Consider the following 21,285-nt stretch of genomic DNA (forward strand, 5'->3'; position numbering starts at 1 on the left):
TTTGAATCCGCTCCGCGACCGCTTGAAGACCGAGCCGGGCGCTTACGTCCGGCCGCACACTCTCGATATCGCTCGGCGTCGGCAGGGATGATGCAACGGGCTCGGGATTTCTCCGTTGCGTTACTGACCCCATAAACAACGGAGGTTGATCCCTTGACCGAGATCCCACCGCAAAGCCAGGACCGCATGCCGGGCCGCGAAAGCGAACTCGCGCCACCGGCCGAACACATCCGAGATAGCTACAAGGCGGCGGGCCGTCTTGCCGGAAAGCGCGCGCTGATCACGGGCGGTGACAGCGGCATTGGTCGCGCCGTAGCTCTGCATTTCGCGCGCGAAGGCGCGGATGTCGCCATCGTCTATCTGCCGGAAGAGTCCGATGACGGGCAGGAGGCGATCCGCTTGATAAAGGCAGAGGGGGTGCGAGCCATCGCCATTGAGGGCGATCTGCGCGATCCGGAATTCTGTCGAGAGGCAGTGGAAAGAACTGTCGCCGCCTTCAGCGGCCTCGACATTCTGGTGCCAAACGCCGGCATTCAGAAAGTGGCCAAGGACCTGACCGAGATCTCCAATGCCGACTGGAACTGGCATTTCGACGTCAACATGCACTCGATTTTCTATCTAAGCCGAGCAGCTATGCCGCACCTCGGCGCCGGCAGCTCTATCATCAGCTGCACGTCAGTGAATGGCTTCCTGGGAGACGAGGATCTGGTTGCCTATTCAAGCACCAAGGGCGCGATATCCGGGTTTACCCGGGCTCTCGCACAGCAGGTCGCCGGGCGCGGCATTCGGATCAACCAGGTTGCGCCCGGCCCCATTTGGACGCCCATCCAACCCGCCAGCTGGGGCCGCGTCGATCCCACGAGCATGCCCGAAATGGGCAAGGACACGCCGATGGGCCGGATCGGCCAGCCTTCGGAAGTCGGCCCCGCCTTCGTCTATCTGGCAAGCGAAGACGGTTCCTACATCACCGGTCAAACGATCCACGTGAACGGCGGCATGATCGTCAATGGTTGATCCTTTAGCACTTTTCGGAGCTGAGCCCGGCAATTGGCTCGTCCAACCCCAGCACCAGGCTTGGCTGCAAGCGGAAGGTCACCGGCTCCTCGATTTTTCCAAGCCGTCGCTTGTCGCCCACGGTTTCGCTGCGCTCGATCTCGATGGTCGCCTACCCGACAAACCGGTCGCCGAGACCATCGTGACTGCGCGCATGGTGCATTCTTATGGGCTCGCCATGCTGAAGGGCCTCCCAGGATGCATTCCGCTTGTCGATCACGGTTTGGTCGCGCTCGCATCAGGGCCGTTACGTGACGGCGAAAACGGCGGATGGTGGCTGCGGAACCCGGATGCTGGCGCCCCCAGACGCAAACAAGCCTACGCGCATGCCTTTGTGGCACTCGCAGCTTCAACTGCCTTCGTCGCAAAGCGACCAGCTGCGCAGCAGCTGCTCGATGAGGCGATCGACGTGATCGAGACGCATTTCTGGGATGACGCGGAAGGCGCGATGCGAGAGAGCTTTGCATCGGACTGGAGCGACGAAGAAGACTATCGCGGCGCCAACAGCAACATGCACTCCCTGGAAATGTGCCTCGCGCTCGCGGACGCCCTCGATGCACCGAAATGGCGCGAGCGCGGGCTTCACATCGCCGAACGCCTGATCCACGACCATGCACGCGCCAATGATTACTGCATTCCGGAGCATTTCGACCGAAACTGGCAGATATTGCGCGATTACAATCGCGACAAACCGGAGGACGATCTTCGGCCCTATGGCACCACCCCGGGGCATTCTCTGGAATGGTCGCACCTGCTTCTCAAGCTGGAAGCAGCGCTTCTAACTCATGGAGAGACACCGCCCGCTTGGCTCCTGGAGGATGCCATCGCTCTGTTTGAGACAGCGATGCATCTCGGATGGGCGGCCGATGAACGGCCGGGCATCGTCTACACGCTCGATTGGAGCGGTCGGCCCAGCGTTCCCGAACGCGCTCATTGGGTGCATGCAGAAGCGGTCACTGCCGCAGCCATGCTCTTCAAGCGGACGGGGCGGAAAGTCTACAGCGAGTGGTACCGGCGCCTCTGGGATTATATCGATCTTGCCATGATTGACCGCGAACGCGGCGGCTGGCTCAACGAAGTCGATGCTGAAGGCCGCGACAGCGAGCGCATCTACGAAGGCAAGCCGGACCTTTATCATGCCTATCAAGCGACGCTGACGCCGCTCCTGCCGGCAACGCCCAGCATCGCCGTGGAAATCGCACAGCACGCGGCCAAATCGGGAGCCGAATAGAAGCGGAGGCGCGAGCGCCGCCGCTTCCGGTTTCAGGCTGCAAAGCAACCGCACTCAGCCGCCCACCTCACTGGCAGGCAACATTGTGGTTGGCCGAAACCCAAGTAAGCGCGTTGCGATGCGCACAGCACGCCGGGCAATTGAGGTTGTCCAACTGCTCCGGCGGATTGTCGAGCGTGCATCGGCCGAGCTCGCTTGTCGGGATATTGCCGCAAGCGCTCGCATCATCCGCCTGGGCAAGCTTCTGCAATGCCTGCGTCACTACCCCCGACGAACCCGACGCCAGCGGTTCGCCCGAAAACGCCGGCGCAGCCGTTGCTGCCAATATCGCAAGAGCGGCGAAACCCGAAAGAATATATTTTTTCATCTCCGCATCTCCTTTATCCTGCAAGTTAACTTGCAATAACCATCATATTCCATCTGCGCGATATAACAATATCCATATTTGATAGATGCTTCGCGAGTGTATCTAATTAGCAAATATCATCTGGCTCGGAATGATAAGCTTTTCTTGAATTTTCTCGCCGGCCGCGACTTTTTCAAAATTTATGGACGAATCCACATTCCACCCCGCGTCAATATTGAAAGTCAACTTTGTATCTCCAGCGGGTAGATCGACAATGATTCCAGCGCCAAACGATTGTGAGATAATGGTTCCGACATCGAACTGCTGAGAGGCGAACATAAAAAACGCCTTGTCGGTCGGTGTGATAACAACGAGGCCGCCGACTGTGATGTGAAATGCGCAGTAATTGCCGCCGACACCAGGATCTCCGATGATCCCGCATGTGAACGCTGACTGACTGGCATTTTCGATCTGGAACCGCCCCTCCAGGTCACCGTTCTGTGTGGAGAGAATTCCCGACGCCGAGATGATCGCCACCTGCGAAGGAGCAATCTTTGTCTTCGACTGAGGGCGGACGACCTCGTAAGGGGTGAGCGGATCCGTAGAGATATACGCTTCGTAGGTCGCATCCCAGCTGACGTAATTCTCTGCCAGAAGCGCCGATTTGATGCACCATACAGTGGGCTGACCGGTTCTATCGGCTGAGGTCACCGCCCGGAGCGTATAAAGCCGGGCGCCCTGCTTGCTGAGCTGGGTGAGTGTCGCGCTATCAAGATCGATTGTAACGTTGCGTGAGGCCATGCCATTACCCGTCTAAAAAGCCCAGCGTCTGGCCACCGGGCGCGAGGTTCAGCTCAGCAGCAGAAAAAGGAAGGGGCGCAAACGCCCCTTCCCGCTCAGGCCGCCAAGCCTTTCCGGCGAGTACCGCAGAAGCTCAAGCGGCAGCTGCAGCCAGCCGCCTGGCGGCCTTGCTCTCGCTGACCTGGGGGAGAATCAGGAGAGGCTGCAGGGGGCTGTTGGCTGCGATCTTCTTCATCCAGGTGGCGCTCGACGCATCCCAACCCTTGTTGATGTCGAAACTCAAGGAGCGCGAGCTCACACCGGTCAGGTCGATCAGCGCGCCCTGCGCAAAGGCCTGCGCAATCACGGTCGCAGTCTTCACCGGCTTGGTGGCGAACATCAGAAGCACCGTCTCGATCGGCACGATCAGATCGAGGCCATTGCCGTAAAGCGGAAAAGCGCACAGGGTCGTGTAGTCGCCGCTCGGGTTCTGCTGGGACATGCCGCAGCTGTACTGCGTCGTAGAGTTGTTCATGATCGAGATGGCGCCGCCCGTACCCTCACCGGTCACGCTGACATTGCCGACATTGTCGACATTCATGGTCTGGCCGAGATCAATGTCGGCTTTGGCGGACGCGTGAATGACGACATTGGATTCGATCTGATCGTTGGAAATATAGGCCTGATAATTCTCCTCCCAGGTCAGCGTGGTATCGGTGAGGAAATTCTGACTTGAGAACCAGACTGTCGGCATACCTGAAGATTGTCCACGCACAGCTTTGAAGCCGTACATGTAGTAACCGGAATCCTTCAGCGACTTGACGGTATTCTGGTCCATTTCAACAGTAATCGAATATTCAGCCATTTTATCCTCCGTTTACAGGTCAGGACCTGTGGCCGCCGCATCTCCCGGGCGACCCAGTCAAGCTACTATTACAGTTTATGGTTGTATATATGCAGCTACTGCGAGCGTAAACGTTGTCTTTCGATGCCCTCTTGAATTAAGGAAAATCATCCAGTGCGCGGTCTCGATGCAGGCAACGCGCCTGCTCAATCGGCTGCTCTTGCGGCAGGTTGAGATCATCCTCTGAAGGAGCCCGACATGCTCGTTACCACCACGCCCACGATCGAAGGCCTTCGCATCCGCGAGTATTTTGGTGTCGTCACCGGCGAAGCCATCCTCGGAACCAACGTCTTTCGTGATTTCTTTGCCGGTATTCGCGACATCGTCGGGGGGCGTGCCGGCGCATACGAAAACGCTCTGCGCGAGGCGCGCGAAACCGCCCTTTCCGAAATACAGGCGGAAGCCCAAGCGCTCGGCGGTAATGCGATTATCGGCGTCGATATCGACTACGAAACGATCTCGATCGGCGATCGGGGTGGAATGATGATGGTGTCGGCCTCCGGCACCGCGGTTTTCGTGGAGTAAGGCACATCACCGGCGGCAAGGCATGGACCCTGACCTGCCGGACCGCTACCAGAAGCCCATGGGGGAAAACACCGACGCGATGACAGAGCTTGGTGATGCCGTCGCCGCTGGCAAAAGGCGGGCGCTCGGGCGCGCTATCACGCTTGTCGAATCGCGGCGAGACGATCACCGAAGTCAGGCGGCTGAGCTCATCGAAATGTTGCGTGCCAAAACCGGACGCAGCATTCGCATCGGCATGACTGGCTCACCAGGCGCCGGAAAGTCGACGCTCATCGACACTTTCGGCAGCAATCTGACAGCGGCAGGCCATAAGGTCGCCGTGCTTGCCGTTGATCCGACCTCGACGCGCACCGGCGGCTCGATTCTCGGTGACAAGACGCGCATGGGCCGACTGGCGCAGGACACGAACGCCTTTATCCGCCCCTCACCGACAGGCGGCACCCTCGGCGGCGTTGCGGCGCGTACACGCGAAGCCATGCTTGTCTGCGAGGCGGCCGGATTCGACGTCATCATTGTGGAGACGGTAGGCGTCGGCCAATCCGAAACCACCGTCGCCGACATGGTCGATGTCTTCGTGGCGCTCGCCCTGCCGGGCTCCGGCGACGAATTGCAGGGGCTAAAAAAGGGCGTCGTGGAGATCGCCGACATCCTCGCCGTCAACAAGGCGGAGGGGGAGAACGCCGCCCGCGCCCGCGAGGCGGCCGGCGATCTGCAATCGGCTTTGCGCATTCTGGGAGCGCGGCCGGATGGCTGGGTTGTGCCGGTGCTGGCAATTTCGGGCCTCGCCAATGAAGGGCTCGACGAATTGTGGCAGACGATCACCCGCTTCTGCAAAGAAGGTGAGAAAACCGGCAGCCTTGCCGCGCGGCGGCATCGGCAGGCAGTGATATGGTTTCACGCCATTCTCGACGAGCGCATCCGCGAACGTGTCCTGGCCGGCTTCGAGCATGAGATCGAAGCGCTCGAAGAGGCTGTCCGGGGCGGAGGGAAGAGCGCGGCAGCCGCAGCCGAAGAGGCAGTGGCGCGCCTCCTGCGATGAGATTTTTCGAAGCTTCAGATGCGCGGATGCGGATGAAGCCGCGAAATCGCGGTGGTGCATTAACCCTATCTTAACCAAAAGCAGGCGTCGCAGGGCGTCTTCGGCCATGGTCTCATCGATGCAAAGGCTGTCTTTCTCTCACCGGCTGCTACTTGCAGCCATCGCCATCCTCCCTGCGGCTCTCATGCCCGGTCCGCAAGGTGAGGCACCAGCGAAACTTCGCGGGCCAATCGAGCCTGCAGCGGAGGGAACACGGTCGCGGGAGACTTGGCAAAATCGCACGATTTTCCGCGAAGCCTGCACAGCCGAAAGCCGAACAAGGCCGGCAACTCGCCTCAGCTGAGACCGACGAAAGCGTCCGCGATCACGTTCACGTGCCCGGTCGGGATCAAGCGGCGGTTGAGGAGCTCTCGCGGACGCCAGGGCTCGAACGAGGCCGCACATTCCGGCGCGAGGCGGGCTAGAATCTCCGCCATCACGGCTTCTGAAGCGCGCGTTGCTCCGTCATCGACCTTGAGAGCAACACCGAGGCCGAATTCCGGTAAGGCCGCACAGAAGACCCCTTCCGCGCCCGTCTTGACCAGAGCACGCCCGCCGAGCGCCTGCATGGCGAGTGTGCAGAAGCGGCCTGTGCCGGCGACATGCCACGGATATTCCGTGGCGGCAGCAAAGAGCGCCTGGGCTGCGGCCGCACGCTCGGGCGCCAGATCCACACCGCTGCCAAACCGGGCAAAACCACGCGCAAGGGCGCGCAGCGGCACCGAATAAGTCGGCAAAGAACAACCGTCGATACCCGACCTTTCCACAGCATGAGCAACGCCCGTCACGCTTTCCAGGGCGTCGCGGACAAGGCGCTGAACGGGATGATCGATCTCTACATAACCGGCGGTCTCGAAGCCGCAACCGACCGCAACTGCAAGCATGCCAGCATGTTTGCCGGAGCAATTGTTGTGCAAGGGACTCGGCACGCCGCCGCTTGCAGCAAGATGCAGCATCGATTCCTCGTGGCTCGGCCATTGCGGGCCGCACAAAAGTGCCGCCTCGGTGAGACCGCACCGTTCCAGCATGGTACGCGCAAGCGCAACATGGGCCGGCTCGCCACCATGTGAAGCCTGGGCGAGCGCCAGTTCCGCCGGCCCGAAGCCGTAGGCCTCCGCAGCACCCGTCTCCACCAGGGGCAAGGCCTGCAATGCCTTCACAGCCGAACGCGGAAACACCCCTTGTTCGACATCGCCAGCGCAGGCGCGCATATTGCCTTGCGCATCGCAGACCACGAAGGCGCCACGGTGACGGCTTTCGACGCGCTCTCCGCGCGTCACTTCAACGAGAATGGGATCTTCCATAATTCAGCTCACGGCCTAATCGGGACGCAGAATACCAGCGGCCAGGAAGCCGCCGTCGACACAGAGGATATGGCCGTTGATGTAGCCGCCGGCCTCCGACAACAGAAAGAGGACGGCGGATGCGACCTCCGCAGGCTCTCCGTAGCGACGCTGGGGAATGTGGTCACGCCACAACCGGCGCATTTCTGCATCGTGCAAGTGGTGAACATGAGGCGTATCGATCGCACCGGCAGCAACTGCGTTAACACGAATGCCCTTTGGGCCAAGTTCGGCCGCCATCGCCTGCGTCATCGCAATCAGGCCGCCCTTGGCAGCCGCGTCTGCAATGCGACCGGGAAAGCCCCGCAGGCCGGAGACCGAGGAAACGTTGACAACTGCTCCCCCGTCCACCATGCGCAACACGACCGCCTTGGCGGTGATGAAAGAACCGGTGAGATTGATTTCGAGCGCCTCGCGGAAGCCTTCCGCATCCGTCGCTTCGAAGGAGAGATCGCGGGCAAAGCCCGCCGAATTGACGAGACCAACCGGCGGACCAAAAGTCTCCTCTGCTTCGTCGAGCGCTTCCTCAACGGCGTCCTCGTCGGTGATGTCGGCTTCAAGAAGAAGAGCATCACCGCCCCGCAGTTCAGCATCTGCTCCAGCGAGAGAATCGCGGCTGGCGTCAAGAACGCTGACTTGGAAACCGCTATCGGCAAGAAGCCGGGCGGTTGCGAGCCCGATACCCGAGGCGCCCCCGGCCACCACGACATGGCCGCTCACAGCCCGTCTCCACGCGGGAGCGCATCACGCCCGCTCGTTGTCAGCCATTCTTTCACGCTTGCCGCCCGCCACTCGCTCATGCATCGGAGGTTAAAGCCCCACTATTCGGCAGACAAGTGAGGTTCGCAGCCGAGTTGTGGCGAGCGAAAGGCCGCTCACCTGGGCGATAATGCCGTGATCGGCGCAGTCTCCGAACTCTCCGACGCATCCTTGAGAACGATCAGATCGACGCGGTCGGATAGGCCTGCAACCTGCCGATTTCTGCGGGGTTCAAGGCGATGTGGCGGCACAAAGCCCTGGCGCTTGGCGAGCTTGAGCGTCGCCCTGGTCGTTAGGCCAGCCGTCCCCTCGACACGATTGGTATCTTCCAGCTTGGCCGCAAGATTGACCGGGACACCGATGACGGTGTGTTCAAGCCGGTCAGCGCCGCCGACAACCCCGACGAGAGCCGGGCCGGCAGCAACCGCACAACCGACCCGCAAGTGAAGAGCACGCCCCTCCCCCTGCATCTCCTCATTCAACATGTCGATCGCGTCATAGACGCCGAACGCGGCGTGAAGCGCATCCGCCGCGCAGGACGGAGAGGCTTCGACCGCGCCGAAGGTCGCCAGAATGCCGTCACCCAGGTACTTGTCGATATGGCCGTTGAAGCGAGCAATGACAGTTGCCATCGCATTCTGGTAGCCAGTCAGAAGCGCCATCACGTCGGAGGGCGGCAATGCTTCCGCCATGGCCGTGAAACCCCGAATATCGATGAAGAGCGCAGCGATGTCGCGTGTTGTCGCTACGCCCGAGACGAGTTCCGCTGGCTCCTGTTCACCGACATTGCGGGCAATCTCAGGCGCAAAGAAGCGAGAAAGGTTGCCGGCAATCACGTGGTCGCGAACGGCCGAGACAAGAAGTGCACGCGAGCGCATCAAGACATAGGCGAGAAGGAAGGTGGTGGCGGAGATGACGATGATCTTGTCGAGCTCGGCCCCCACGAGAACCTTCGAGCCATTCGTGTATTCCACGTAATTGCGGGTGATACCGGCAAAATCCGGGTCGAAGAAGATCGCATAGACAACGAGCGAAACCCAGCTCACCACCGCGAGCGCACCGGTCAGAATGAGAAAACTCGGATCAAAGCGCAGGGCGCGCAATGCGATAAAGAGAAAGAAATAGAGCGCTGTCGGCGACTTAAGAACGAAGGCCGCAGGCTCGTCGTATTGGACGTGATACGAAAAGATGATTGCCGTCAGGAGCGCCACGTCAAAGACGATAGAGGCGACGATCAGCGAAGTTCCGAGACGACGCCGGTAAGCCAAACCTAGCCGGAGGACCGTGAAGACAGCATAGCCCCCAAGAGCGTATGGCACAAAGTTGAAGCCTGCAGATCCTTCCGCGCGCGGCAGAAAAGCATAAGCGGAACCAAAGAAGATGATGAGGGCCAGCTGCGCCCAACCGATGCGGATCTCGGCACGCTCATCAAGCTCGTCGATCCGGCGTTTCAGGGCGGGCGGGAGCGCCTTCATTGTTCGGTTCATGAAACCGGCGCCATCACCTCACCGGCATGGAGCACCATGCCCTCGCAGGCAAATTCGGCAACAGGACACACGTTCCGCATCCGGTTGCGAAGGAGGTCAAGGGAATCGTCCGAGCGCTCTGGATGATGATGGAACATGACAGGCCTGGAGACACCAGCCCGGCGTGCAAGCGCTACCCCCTCCTCCCAGGTGGAATGGCCCCAGCCGACGTGTTCTCGGTACTCCGCTGCCGTGTAAGTGGCATCGTAGACCATGATATCGGAGCCACGGACGAAACGCTCCACGGCCTTGTCGATGTTTTGGTCGCCGTGCTCGTGATCGGTAATGATGGAGATCGAAGAGCCGCGATAGTCAAAGCGGTAACCCAGCGCGCCGCCCGGATGATTGAGACATTCAGTGCTCACACGCAGGCCATCAGCGAAGACCAATTCCTCTCCAACGCTCAGATCATGAAAGGCGCAGTCGCGGAAGACCACCGGCTGAACAGGAAAGAGCACAGGATCCATCAAGCGCTCGAAAATGTCGCGGAGTTTGATGTCCGCCAAGAGATGGCCGGCGGCGAAACGGACCTCGAAATTTTCACAGTATGCCGGCCTGAAGAACGGCAAGCCGCAAATGTGGTCGAGATGGGTGTGGGTGAAAAGAACTGTCGCCCGACGCCTTCCCTCTTTCAGAAAGGCTTCGCCGAGATCGTGCACACCGCTCCCACAATCGACCACAAGGCTTTGTTCGCCCGCCTTGATCTCCATGCAGGACGTGTTGCCGCCATAGCGCACGGTCTTTGCGCCGGGCACGACGTAAGATCCCCGCACGCCCCAAAAACGGATCGAAAGTCCCGTATGGTTTTCCATCTCACACCGTTTCGCCTGCCAGCCGCCCCCTCAGCTCTGCGAGATCCTGCGTCGTGCGCTCCAGGCGATGGGCGAGAACGCGCATGATATCGAATGCCACGTCGGGAAATTCCCGCAGCAAAGAGAACATCTGATCGCGCGACAGCGCCAGCGCCTCGGTCGTGTGCGTTGCGACGACCGTCGCGGTGCGCGGCACTTCGAACAAGACGGCAATCTCGCCGACGATATCGGTGCTGCCGAGCTCGGCAATTTTTTTCCGCCCCTGTCCGGTATCGACAAGCACATCACAATCGCCGGACAAGATGATGAAGGCGGTGTCGCCCTCCTCACCCTGCCGACACAAAACCTCTCCGGGATGGAAGACCACGCGCTCGCTGATGAAAGCGAGGAGCTTCAATTTGGCGACATCGACGTTGGCGAAAATCGGTACCCGCGAAAGAGCCCTGACCTCCTCGTCCATGCTCATGACAGCGCGTTCCTCATCATTCGGCAGCGACTGCGTCCGGATCGTCTTCGTTCCGGGTCGCACCTGAGCGAGACTGCGACGGCGGCCGCTCATCCGCAAGAATTGCGCCACCACGCAAGCTAAGGCAATGATCGAATTGATTTAAGAGAGAAGCTCCTGTCATTCCGACGACCACAGTGCGGCCTTCCATCATCTGCAGAAGCTTGCCCAGGCGAGCATCTTCGCCCTCCTCTCCGTTGCCCTTGAAAAGGTCGTCGACGATGAGAACCTCCGGGCGGCGCATGAGGCCGCGCAGCAAGCCGATCTTGATACGCTGCAGGGAAGACAGACGCGATCCTCCAATACCGACCCGGAAATCAAGCCCTGCCCGCAAAATGAGGGGACGGAGTTCAAAACGCTCGACAGCGTCGGCGATAACGGCTTCGGCCTGTTCGCGACTCTTCCTGCGATCGGCGCGCAGGTGACCGAAGAGGAGGTTCTGCTCCACCGTCAGAGCCTCGTCGAAGGATTCGCGCGAGAAGAAATGAAAGGCACCGGGCGCTTTGCGCCGAAGCGCTCTCATGAGTTCGGGGCGGGCAGTGACAACGCGAGCCTCAATCTCCGGGGTAACGATACCTAGTCGATGCTTGGCAGGGACGAGTTGCAGTGCGTAACCCAATAGACGAGCCCGGTCGCGCGGCTTCAAGCGCCCGCTCCCATCTTTGGCACGCCGCAGAACCGAAGCGACCTCCGGCAATTCGTCCATCGGAATGAATGAGTAATTCGCCAGAGCATCGCTCTGTCCGCTGACATTGGAAAAGAGCTCGACCATGGCGGCAGCGAGATCACGGCCCGCACTTACCAAGACGTCCTCGAGTCCTGCTTCCCTTACAGCCTCGCGGAAGGCTGGCACGTCAGCCAGCTCGCGAGTCGTCACGTCAGAATCGCGCGGCACGCCGAAAATCAGATTTTCGGCCAAGGTGGCGCTACGGTTGAAGCTGTCTTCTGCCCAAAACTCGACGAAATCCGTCTTCGTCCCGCCCGCCCTGACTTTTTCCGCGATCATATTGCGGGCAGAAAGAATGCGCTGCCGCGCCTCCTCGCCAAGCACCGCCGGTAGACGAGCCTGGAGGCCGAGGCGATAGACCTCGTCGCTCATACCAAAGGCTTCGATGTTTTCGATGATGCGCTGGTCGAGTTCTTCCACCGAACCGACCCCCGCCTCAGCAAGGTCTTCCCAAGAGCTCAGATACTCATAGGACGCATTACCGGTGAGTTCTGCTTCGGCGAGGCGGGCTCTCAGCAAGGCCTCATCGACGCCATCGGACGGCGCGATCGGGCGATGCAGGAGCCCATAGACCAAATTGAAGCGGATCGTCTCGTTGAGGATGTAAGGATGGGCCGAGGCATAGGCGACGCGCCGGCCGAGCACGGATTGAGGAAGCGTCTCAAGGTTGTATCCGCCGATCTCGATGCGTCCCGAGGTGGGTGACAAGAGGCCCGCCATCATCATCAAAAGCTGGGTGCGACCGCTCGCTTCGGAGCCGAGCACGGCGAGCTTTTCACCAAGCGGAATTTCCGCCGACACGTCGTTCACCTCCTGCCCGGCCCCCTCGCCCGAATAAGAGACGTGGGTGAGAACGAGGCTCTGCACACCTGAAAAGTCGAGTTCCGGATCGGCGTGCAGGCGCTCTACCGGATATAGATCGGGCGGATCGAACTGCTCCACGACGGCGACATACTTCACCTGCGTATCGGCGAAGCTCTGATAATAGTCGAGAAGCTCCTTCCAGGGTGAGGCCAGGTCCTTGTAAGCGGCGAGAACGGCGACAAGCGCGCCAAAGGAAATCTGGCCCTTGATCACCAGATAACCGCCGACAGAATAGAAAAAGAACGGCGTGATCTGATTCATCAAATTGTTGATGAACTTGATCATGAACTTCCGCTTGAATATCTCGTAACGGATCTCGAAATTTCTCTGAAGCCGATTGGTGAATTCGGCAAGATGATAGGCGGCCGTATTGTTGGCGTGGATATCGCGAATGCCGGCAATCGAGGCGCCGACATCCTCCGAAAGTTCGCGCAGATTGCGCACACGCTCGCGTGCCAACATGTTCACACGCTTCTGCAGGCGCGGAATGAGCCAGCCCTGAAACGGGTAGAGCGAGACGGCAGCCGCGCCGAGGAGCGGATCCTGCATAAAGATGAAGAAGAGATAGACGAGGAGCGTGCCGCCCTGAAAAATCGGCACGGCGATGGCATCCGCAATGAAGCCGCCGAGCGGCTGCACCTCCGACGCGATCATGGCGATGATCTCACCCGACGAAGCGCGCGAAAAATGCGGCAGGCGGAAGCGCAGGACGCGCTCGAAAAGCTGATAGCGCAGGCGTCTCAAGGTGCGTTCGCCAGCAAGCCCCTTGTAGACGTTCATCACGTATTTGACGACGCCGTTGAGCCCCACAGCAAAGAGAAAGCCAAGGGAGAGAAGGATCAGATATTCGATCTGATCAAATTCGAAACCGAATAGCGTCCTTGGAAAATCTTTGCCGCCGATCGCCTGATTGACGATCATTTTGGGCAGTTCGAGCGTGACGTAGAGGATCGGAAACGAGACGAGCGTGATCGCTAAAATGACGAGCTGCTGACGTCTGGAGTAGCGCCAGATATAGCGAAAGAAATTGCGGTCGAGCCCACCATCCCGCGCGGGTCTCTCCGGCTTTGCCGCGTCCGGCCCAGGGCTATTTGTATGGGTCCGCCGCATCGCGCAAACCATCTCCAAAGAAGGAGAATGCTAGCACGACGATGATCACCGGCACTACAGGCGCTACGAGCCAGGGATAAACGGTGATGATTGTCACGGACTGCGCCTCGTTGAGCATCACACCCCAGGAGATGATCGGGCGTCTCAGACCGAGGTTGAGGAAGGAGAGCGCCGTCTCGCCCAAAATCATCGACGGGATCGACAAAGTGGCGCTGGCGATCAAATGGCTCATGAAGCCGGGCACGAGATGGCGGCCGATGACGCGGGTGGGGGATGCCCCCATTAATACAGCCGCCTTCGCATATTCCTCTTCACGCAACGCCAGAAGCTTGGAGCGCACCGCACGCGCCAAGCCGGGCCAATCAAGAAGCCCCAGAATGATGGTGATGCCGAAATAGATGAAGATCGGGCTCCAGGTGACGGGGAGCGCCGCGGAGAGTGCCATCCACAACGGAAGCTCCGGCAGGGAGCGAAGAATCTCGATCACGCGCTGTGCCACTGCATCGACCCAGCCGCCGAAATAACCGGCCGCTCCGCCGATGACGACGCCGAAGAGCATGGAGATGGCAACGCCGACGAGGCCGACGGTCAGTGAGATGCGAGCGCCATAGACAAGACCTGAGAAGACGTCGCGCCCGAGCCGGTCGGTGCCTGCAAGAAACAGCGTTCCACCCACAGGCGGGCAGACGAGATGAAAGCGCGCCTGAAACAGGCCCCAGAAACGATACGGCTCGCCCCGACAGAAGAAGCGCAAGCTCTGTCTCTCCTGTGTGCCGGACGTGTAGTCCCAGCGTAGTCGATCGAGGTCGACCTTGGCGACGTAAGGATGGACATACGGTCCGATGAACCTTCCGTCGCCGAAGAGATGTACGCTCTGGGGCGGAGCATAGAGATAGTCGATGTGTCGCTCGTTGGGCGCATAAGGCGCGATTACCTCTGCAAACGGCACCGTCAGATAGAAGAGAAAGAGAACAAAGCTCGCGAGGACGGCGAGCCGGTGACGGCGGAACTTCCACCACATGATACGGGCTGCGGAGGCGGCATAAAAGCGCTCCTGTTCGGGCGTCAACACTTCATCTGTCGCCGGATCGAAAGGCGCCTGATCGACGTAGCGAGGAAAGACTTCCTCCCCGGAGGATGGCGGCTTTTTCATTTGCGGGCAGCCCCACCAAGCCGGATCCTGGGATCCAGTACGGCCAGCAGAAGGTCGGAAACGAGCATGCCGATCAAGGTGAGAATGGCGACGAAGAGGAGGATAAAGCCTGCCAGGAACTGGTCCTGAGACTGCAGCGCATCAAGAAGGATCGGCCCGACAGTGGGCAAATTGAGCACCACTGAGACGATCACCGAGCCGGAAACGAGCGATGGAATGAGATTTCCAATATCGGCGACAAAGGGGTTGAGCGCCATCCTGAGCGGGTATTTCGCCACAAGACGCTCCTCCGAGAGGCCCTTGGCGCGAGCGGTCTGGACATATTGCTTGTCGAGCTCGTCGAGGAGGTTCGCCCTCAGGCGTCGGATCATGCCGGCGGTTCCGGCCGTACCGATGACGATCGTCGGCGCGATGAGATGCGACAGCAGCGAACCGATCTTGGCGAGAGACCAGGGCGCGTCGACATAGACGGGGTCCATTAGACCGCCGATCGACATGTCGAACCAAACGTTGAAATAGTAGAGAAGAACGAGGCCCAAAAGGAAGTTCGGCGTGGCGAGTCCGATATATCCAAGGAAGGTGAAAAAATAATCTCCAAAGGAGTACTGCTTCATGGCCGAATAAACGCCAATTGGAAGCGACACCGCATAGACGAAGAGGATCGTCGCAAAATTCAGAATGACGGTTAGCGGCAGAGCCGGGCCGATCACCGTCTCAACCGGTGAATTATACTCAAACGACCAACCCCAATCACCCTGCAGAAGACCGGAGAAGCCGGAAGGGCCTGGCCAAAGGCCGATCCAAATGAAATAGCGCTCGAGAAATGGACGATCGAGCGCGAATTCGGTTCTGAGGAAGGCAATCTTGTCCGCACTAGCCCCCTCCCCGGCGGCGCGCAAGGCTGCGATCTGATTGGTGAGGTAGTCGCCCGGCGGCAGCTCAATGATCAAGAAGATTAAAAACGAAATGACGAACAGTGTCGGGATCATACCGAGGAGGCGACGGAGCATATACCGCAGCATCAGCCTCTCCTCTTGCAGATGATCAGGATAGCTTCAATCGCCTGACGCAAGGCTTTTCGTCCTGCCGAAGATGGGCGCATCCACAATCCTCGGCTTGTCGTCAAACCAGAACGCATCCATGCGGTGTAGACCGAACTGGGCGCCAGGGTCCCAGCCATAGATACCGGCAGGCGGTACATTCCGCAGATAATTGGACCGTACGACAGGCTGAAAAACATCGGAGACAATACCGATGGAAAATGTCTCCGCGGCATGGATCTCCAGGATCTGCCGCCAGATCGCCTGCCGTTCCTGCAGCGTCACCGTGTGCTGCCAGGCTTCATAGAGTTGCAGGAGGTCATTCGCAGGCGGATAGTCGACTGGCTCTCCCTTGCTGCCACGGTGCGCATAATACTCGCCCCAAGCCGGCCAGATGAAGCTCTCGTAGGAGACCGGCGCAAAATCGTCGGGCGGCATGTCGGCCGTCGGGATCCCGTTGTCGAAGCCGGCATCGGCAATCATCTGGACGAGCCCGGCATTGGCCCTACGACGGATATTGTCGCGCTCTGACGGCTTGATGACGAGATCGACGCCGATCTCGCGCCATGTCTCGCGAATGAGTTCCAGAGCATCGACGATCTCCGGGTTCTCTCCCGCCGTTTCCACGATGATCTGAAGGGGCCGTCCGTCTGTCATCATGCGGATGCCATCGCCTCGCCGTTCCGTGAGCCCGATATCATCCAGGAGAGCTTCCGCCCGCTTGGCCTCGTACTCGGTCCAGGCACTGCGGTAGGGCGGCCGAAAGAGCGGGCTCAGCGGTGTCACCGAATTGTTGGAAGGCTCGGCGAGGCCGAAGAAAAGAACACGATTGATGAGCTCACGGTCGATTCCGAGCGAAAGCGCATGGCGGAAGCGGACATCGCGAAAGAGTTTTCGCCAGGCTTTGTCTTCGACATTGAGATTTGGATAGAGCGCGATCCGCGCGGCTCGGGCATCAGGCCAAAACAACGTTTGATAACGACGCTCCTGCTCTCCATCTTTCAACACGGTAATGTCTGAAAAACTCAGGCCGCGCGCCTGCAAATCCGTTTCGCCCGCATGCACCTTGGCAGCGACGAGGCGGGCATCGGCGACATCCATCACGATGCGGTCGATATAGGGAAGCTGGCGTCCGTTGCGATCAATGCGGTGATAGTAGGGATTGCGGACGAGAATGAAGCGGCGCCCCGAGCTGGGTTGGACGACCCAGGGCTGCAAGGTCGGCATCCCGGCATGTTCGTTGCCGTACATGTCGTCCATGAGATTGTGTTCGGCCGCCCAACTTCTTTTGCGGTCGCGCGCCATCTCGCGCTTGATAAAAGCCTTATCTCCGTAGCGCTCATGCCACTTCTTCAAAAAGTGCGCCGGACGATAAATGAAGGGCGGCCGCGCCTTGGCGAGGTTCTGCAGAAAGCCGGGATTGGGGCCATCCCAGGAATAACGCACCGTAAGCGGGTCCAACACCTCAAAGCGCGGTCCCTTGCCATCGACCAGGAGAAAGCTCGGAAGCCCCGTCGGCATCAGCTCCGGATCGGATGCGATATCCTCGAAATAATAGCGGAAGTCTTCGGCCGTGAACGGATGCCCGTCGGACCATTTGTGCCCCTTCCTGAGATGGAAGGTGAAGACACGATCCCCTTCGATATCGACGGACTTCAGGATGTCCGGCACCAGGTTCAGGTTTCGATCGAAGATGACGAGACGGGCATAACCCCAGACATTGGCCAACCGCACATCCTTGGAACGCGTGATGATCGTCCTGAGATCGCCGCCATGACGACCAGGCCCGCCACCTTCCGGAAAATCATCGTAAACGAGCGGATCGTCGGGCACGCGATCTTGGATCGGCGGCAGCTTCGCCGGGTCATGCGTGTTTCCCAAGGTCTCCGTCTCGACCAAAGGAGGCTGTGCGCGAGCCGGCACCTCAGGAGCTAGGGCAAAAACAAAGGCCAGGAAAAGAACAAGGGCGCGCATCAGGCGGCCTTATCGCGAAGTTCAGGGAGGCAGACGAGATGGCCTGGCGCGACCTCGCGCAGGCGTGGCTCCATGTCGGGGAGAAGCCTGTACGGTTCCGGCCAATACGACGGCTCGCTCGCCCCGCTCTCCACCAGCGCAGAGAAATCGAGCTTCTGGTCGAGGCTCGGCGTCGGAATCGCCTTCAAAAGCGCCTGCGTATAGGGATGACGAGCATCCTCGACGATCGCCTTCTTGTCGGCGACCTCCACGACGCGGCCGGCACACATGACCGCGACCCGATCGGCGATATAATCGACAACAGCGAGATTATGACTGACAAACAGGAAAGTGAGGCCGAGCTCGGTCTTCAGATCTTTAAGAAGATTGAGGATCTGAGCCTGCACCGAGACGTCGAGCGCGGAGACAGGCTCATCACAAAGGAGAAATTCCGGGGATAGTGCCAGTGCTCGGGCAATGCCGATCCGTTGGCGCTGCCCCCCGGAAAAGGAATGCGGATAGCGCCGGAGATGGCTGACGCTCAGCCCGACCATGCGCACTAGCTCCTTCACCCGCTCATATCGCTCGGCCGTCGTACCGATGCCATGGATGACAAGTGGCTCTGTCAGGATCTCGCGCACCGTCATGCGCGGGCTGAGTGAGGAAAAGGGATCCTGGAAGATGATCTGCACCTTGCGGCGGAAGGCAAAGCGTTCCTCTTTCGAGAGATGTGCCAGATCGCGCATCTCGCCACCGAGGCGGTAAAGCACGTGCCCTTCGTCAGGTGTTTCGGCACCCAGGACGAGCTTCGCCGTGGTTGTCTTGCCCGAGCCGGACTGGCCGACGAGACCGAGACATTCACCACATTTCACCGTCAGATCAAGCCGATCCACAGCCCGCACCGTGCGGGTCAGCACGTCTCCCATCTTGCGGAGCCGATAAACCTTGCTGAGCTTGCGCAATTCGAGCAGCGCCTCGGAGCCATCATGCACCTCGATCTGCCGAGAGGGCCGCTGCAGAAACGCGGCCGGCTGGGCCTCGATCGGGCGGATGGGCTGGAGGCGTTCTTCCGGTCCCATGTCGAAGCGGGGAACTGCTCGCAGAAGCGAACGCAAATAAGGATGCGCTGGTGCACGGAAGATCGTCTCGCTCGTACCCGTTTCCATGATACGGCCGCGATAGATCACCGCCACATAGTCGGCGATATTGGCAACGACGCCAAAATCATGCGTGATCAGAAGGACCGCCATGTCGAGTTCGGCCTGCACCTTGCAGATGAGGTTCAAAACCTCGGCCTGAATGGTGACGTCGAGCGCGGTCGTGGGTTCATCGGCGATGAGAAGGGCCGGACGGCACATCAGCGCCATGGCGATAACAGCGCGTTGGCGGAGCCCTCCCGACAGCTCGAAAGGATACGCCGACAATGCCCGTTTCGGATCCGGAAAACGAACGAGTCCCAGCATTTCGGCCGACAGGGCTCGCGCTTCCGCCCGGCTGGCACCACGATGCAAACGCACCACTTCACCCAGCTGATCGCCGATCGTGTGAAGTGGCGAAAGCGCCGTCATCGGCTCCTGGAAAATGATGGAGATACGATCGCCCCGGATCGCTCGCATCTTCGGACCGCGCGGGTCCTTGGCCGCAAGATCCAGACTGACGCCGTCGCGGGGGTCGGTGAAAACGATCCGCCCACCCGCGATACGGCCCTTTTGCGGCAGAATTCCCAGAATCGCCTGCGAGATCACGGTCTTTCCGGAGCCGGATTCCCCGACAAGAGCGACCGTGGAGCCGGCGGGCACTTTGAGAGAGACCCCATTGACGGCGCACGTACGGCCTTCGTCCCCGGCGAACTCAACAATGAGATCGGCGATCTCGAGGACCGGACGGGGAGCGGCATCGAGACGTAACGACGGAGAGTGAGGAGCCTTAACATCGTCCACGGTTCGCAGCTTGGCGGAGCCCTCAATGGCAGGCAAGCGGTTTCGCTGCCCTTCAATACGCTTGCGAAAGGACTCGTGAGAAGAAACGGAACACTGGCGGCAGCCGCGGGGAGGAAAACCGACATGAAACGGATCGAGCGGAAGGCGGCGTTCCCGGCCTGGAAGAGAAATTGCCGTGCATGAGGATTGCCGCAGAGAGCCGATAGGGCTAGGTCCCCCACCTCGTCTCGTCGGCGGCTATCTTAAACCGGTGCTGCTTTTCCCTTGCTATGGGTAGCCAATGAAGGCTTCAAAGCGCAGGGGCAATCGGCCCTTTCTCCCCTCTCTTGTTGGACAAGAACGGGCGCGTTACCTTCCGCTGGGGCAAGTTGGTGCTTGGGGAATGGTCATGCCCTTTCGTGTACGGCGGGCTCAGCAGTGGCATGACACAGAAATCACGCGTCCTTATCTATAGCCACGATACGTTCGGGCTGGGTCACCTCAGGCGATGCCAGGGGCTCGCCGAAGCGATCGTGGAAAATTTCGACCACGCATCGGTGATGATCCTGTCCGGATCACCAATCATCGGCAGCTTTGAGTACCGCTCACGCGTCGACTTCGTTCGCGTTCCGGGGGTCATCAAACTCAGGAACGGCGAGTACACCTCACTCAATCCCAAGATCGACATCGACGAGACGTTGTCGCTGCGCTCCTCGATCATCGAGCACACAGCCTCGATCTATAAGCCGGACATCTTCATCGTCGACAAGGAGCCCTATGGTCTGAGAGGCGAAGTGCGCCCGACGCTGTCTCTCCTGAAAAAGCAGGGAACGCGCCTCGTTCTCGGCCTTCGCGACGTGCTCGACGATCAGGAGATTCTCGCCCAAGAATGGGCGCGCAAGGATTCCTACCGTGCGCTTAGCGACCTTTACGATGATATATGGGTCTATGGGCTGCCCTCCATCTACGATCCGCTCGCCGGACTGCCGATCAGTGATGCGGTCCGAGACAAAATCGTCTTCACGGGTTATCTGCGGCGACAGCTGCCGAGATTCGATCCGAACCATCCCCAGCCTTTCGACGGCGACCCCTTCATCCTCGTCACCCCAGGCGGCGGAGCGGACGGCATTGAGCTCGTCGATTGGGTGCTGCGCGCCTATGAGGCGCAAGAGCGGCCTCTCTTTCCGGCCCTGATCGTGCTCGGACCTTTCATGGCGCATAATGATCAGCTGGCGTTTTTCGAGCGGGCGCAATCGTTGCGCAATGTCAAGACGATGCGGTTTACGCCCCAGCTCGAACCCCTCATCAACGACGCCGTCGCTCTCGTCGGCATGGGCGGCTACAACACGTTTTGCGAGGCCCTTTCCTTCGACAAGCCAACGCTACTCATTCCGCGGGTCGTGCCCCGACGGGAACAGGCTATCCGCGCCGAACAGGCGGAGAAGCTCGGCCTGTGCACGCATCTGCCGATCGACGATTACCCGGATGTCAGCGCCATCACCGAGGCGCTTGCGGAGCTGCCGGACCAGCCCTTGCCGTCGCAGCATTTCGTCCCGGGCCTTCTCGACGGATGGGAGACGATCCGAGAATTGCTGGCACCCTTTCTGGAAACCCCTGCCCTCAAGCGTAGCTTGCCGTGAGCGTGGGTTCTCGCGGC

The 21,285-nt window shown here is 60.0% G+C and carries 18 protein-coding genes; 5 read left to right on the top strand and 13 right to left on the bottom strand.

Annotation, left to right across the window (positions count from 1 at the left end):
* Window positions 1–186: 186 nt before the first annotated feature.
* Both J2R99_RS02385 and J2R99_RS02390 read left to right on the top strand, forming a co-directional pair.
* A complete protein-coding gene (locus J2R99_RS02385; RefSeq protein ID WP_307152893.1) occupies window positions 187–1,014 on the top strand; it encodes an SDR family oxidoreductase in 828 nt (275 codons plus the stop codon).
* Window positions 1,007–2,284, top strand: a complete 1,278-nt coding sequence (locus J2R99_RS02390) for a D-mannose isomerase (RefSeq protein WP_307152894.1) — start codon at window positions 1,007–1,009, stop codon at window positions 2,282–2,284. Before J2R99_RS02385 ends, J2R99_RS02390 begins: the two co-directional genes overlap by 8 nt.
* 67 nt (window positions 2,285–2,351) lie before the next feature.
* On the opposite strand, the gene J2R99_RS02395 is transcribed toward J2R99_RS02390, so the two are convergent.
* From J2R99_RS02395 to J2R99_RS02405, 3 genes are all read right to left on the bottom strand, one after another.
* The gene (locus tag J2R99_RS02395; RefSeq protein WP_307152895.1) at window positions 2,352–2,687 is read right to left on the bottom strand and encodes a hypothetical protein; all 336 of its coding nucleotides are present in this window, start codon (window positions 2,685–2,687) and stop codon (window positions 2,352–2,354) included.
* Between the two features lie 66 nt (window positions 2,688–2,753).
* Window positions 2,754–3,431 carry a hypothetical protein gene (locus J2R99_RS02400; protein WP_307152896.1) on the bottom strand — a complete coding sequence of 226 codons (678 nt, stop codon included), beginning with the start codon at window positions 3,429–3,431 and terminating at the stop codon, window positions 2,754–2,756.
* A 133-nt stretch (window positions 3,432–3,564) separates the two neighbouring features.
* Entirely contained in the window at window positions 3,565–4,275 is a 711-nt protein-coding gene (locus J2R99_RS02405; protein WP_307152897.1) for a hypothetical protein, read from the bottom strand.
* 237 nt (window positions 4,276–4,512) lie between these two features.
* On the opposite strand from J2R99_RS02405, the gene J2R99_RS02410 reads away from it, so the two are divergent.
* Entirely contained in the window at window positions 4,513–4,839 is a 327-nt protein-coding gene (locus J2R99_RS02410; protein WP_307152898.1) for a heavy metal-binding domain-containing protein, read from the top strand.
* Window positions 4,840–4,861: 22 nt separating this feature from the next.
* Window positions 4,862–5,878 carry a methylmalonyl Co-A mutase-associated GTPase MeaB gene (gene meaB / locus J2R99_RS02415; protein WP_307152899.1) on the top strand — a complete coding sequence of 339 codons (1,017 nt, stop codon included), beginning with the start codon at window positions 4,862–4,864 and terminating at the stop codon, window positions 5,876–5,878.
* A 335-nt stretch (window positions 5,879–6,213) separates the two neighbouring features.
* On the opposite strand, the gene J2R99_RS02420 is transcribed toward meaB, so the two are convergent.
* The 10 genes from J2R99_RS02420 to J2R99_RS02465 all read right to left on the bottom strand — a co-directional run bounded on the left by J2R99_RS02420 (window position 6,214) and on the right by J2R99_RS02465 (window position 19,649).
* Window positions 6,214–7,224, bottom strand: a complete 1,011-nt coding sequence (locus tag J2R99_RS02420; RefSeq protein WP_370872317.1) for an asparaginase — start codon at window positions 7,222–7,224, stop codon at window positions 6,214–6,216.
* A 12-nt stretch (window positions 7,225–7,236) separates the two neighbouring features.
* Window positions 7,237–7,980 carry an SDR family NAD(P)-dependent oxidoreductase gene (locus J2R99_RS02425; RefSeq protein WP_307152901.1) on the bottom strand — a complete coding sequence of 248 codons (744 nt, stop codon included), beginning with the start codon at window positions 7,978–7,980 and terminating at the stop codon, window positions 7,237–7,239.
* A 155-nt stretch (window positions 7,981–8,135) separates the two neighbouring features.
* Complete coding sequence (locus J2R99_RS02430; protein ID WP_307152902.1) at window positions 8,136–9,506, bottom strand: adenylate/guanylate cyclase domain-containing protein; 1,371 nt, start codon at window positions 9,504–9,506, stop codon at window positions 8,136–8,138.
* Window positions 9,503–10,357: an MBL fold metallo-hydrolase gene (locus J2R99_RS02435; RefSeq protein WP_307152903.1), complete on the bottom strand. Its 855-nt coding sequence runs from the start codon at window positions 10,355–10,357 to the stop codon at window positions 9,503–9,505. Before J2R99_RS02435 ends, J2R99_RS02430 begins: the two co-directional genes overlap by 4 nt.
* A gap of 1 nt (window position 10,358) precedes the next feature.
* A complete protein-coding gene (locus tag J2R99_RS02440) occupies window positions 10,359–10,823 on the bottom strand; it encodes a Crp/Fnr family transcriptional regulator (protein ID WP_307152904.1) in 465 nt (154 codons plus the stop codon).
* A 16-nt stretch (window positions 10,824–10,839) separates the two neighbouring features.
* The gene (locus tag J2R99_RS02445; RefSeq protein WP_307152905.1) at window positions 10,840–13,563 is read right to left on the bottom strand and encodes an ABC transporter transmembrane domain-containing protein; all 2,724 of its coding nucleotides are present in this window, start codon (window positions 13,561–13,563) and stop codon (window positions 10,840–10,842) included.
* Entirely contained in the window at window positions 13,541–14,716 is a 1,176-nt protein-coding gene (locus J2R99_RS02450; protein ID WP_307152906.1) for an ABC transporter permease, read from the bottom strand. Before J2R99_RS02450 ends, J2R99_RS02445 begins: the two co-directional genes overlap by 23 nt.
* On the bottom strand, window positions 14,713–15,738 hold the full coding sequence (locus J2R99_RS02455) for an ABC transporter permease (protein WP_307152907.1): 1,026 nt from the start codon (window positions 15,736–15,738) through the stop codon (window positions 14,713–14,715). Before J2R99_RS02455 ends, J2R99_RS02450 begins: the two co-directional genes overlap by 4 nt.
* A gap of 33 nt (window positions 15,739–15,771) precedes the next feature.
* Window positions 15,772–17,637 (bottom strand): ABC transporter substrate-binding protein, encoded by a 1,866-nt coding sequence (locus tag J2R99_RS02460; RefSeq protein ID WP_307152908.1) that lies wholly within the window; start codon window positions 17,635–17,637, stop codon window positions 15,772–15,774.
* Window positions 17,638–17,729: 92 nt separating this feature from the next.
* Window positions 17,730–19,649: a dipeptide ABC transporter ATP-binding protein gene (locus tag J2R99_RS02465; protein WP_307152909.1), complete on the bottom strand. Its 1,920-nt coding sequence runs from the start codon at window positions 19,647–19,649 to the stop codon at window positions 17,730–17,732.
* A 422-nt stretch (window positions 19,650–20,071) separates the two neighbouring features.
* On the opposite strand from J2R99_RS02465, the gene J2R99_RS02470 reads away from it, so the two are divergent.
* Window positions 20,072–21,268 carry a glycosyltransferase family protein gene (locus J2R99_RS02470; RefSeq protein ID WP_307152910.1) on the top strand — a complete coding sequence of 399 codons (1,197 nt, stop codon included), beginning with the start codon at window positions 20,072–20,074 and terminating at the stop codon, window positions 21,266–21,268.
* The last annotated feature ends 17 nt before the right edge of the window (window positions 21,269–21,285 follow it).

It is taken from the genome of Rhodopseudomonas julia (assembly GCF_030813515.1).
Lineage (GTDB): Bacteria > Pseudomonadota > Alphaproteobacteria > Rhizobiales > Afifellaceae > Afifella > Afifella julia.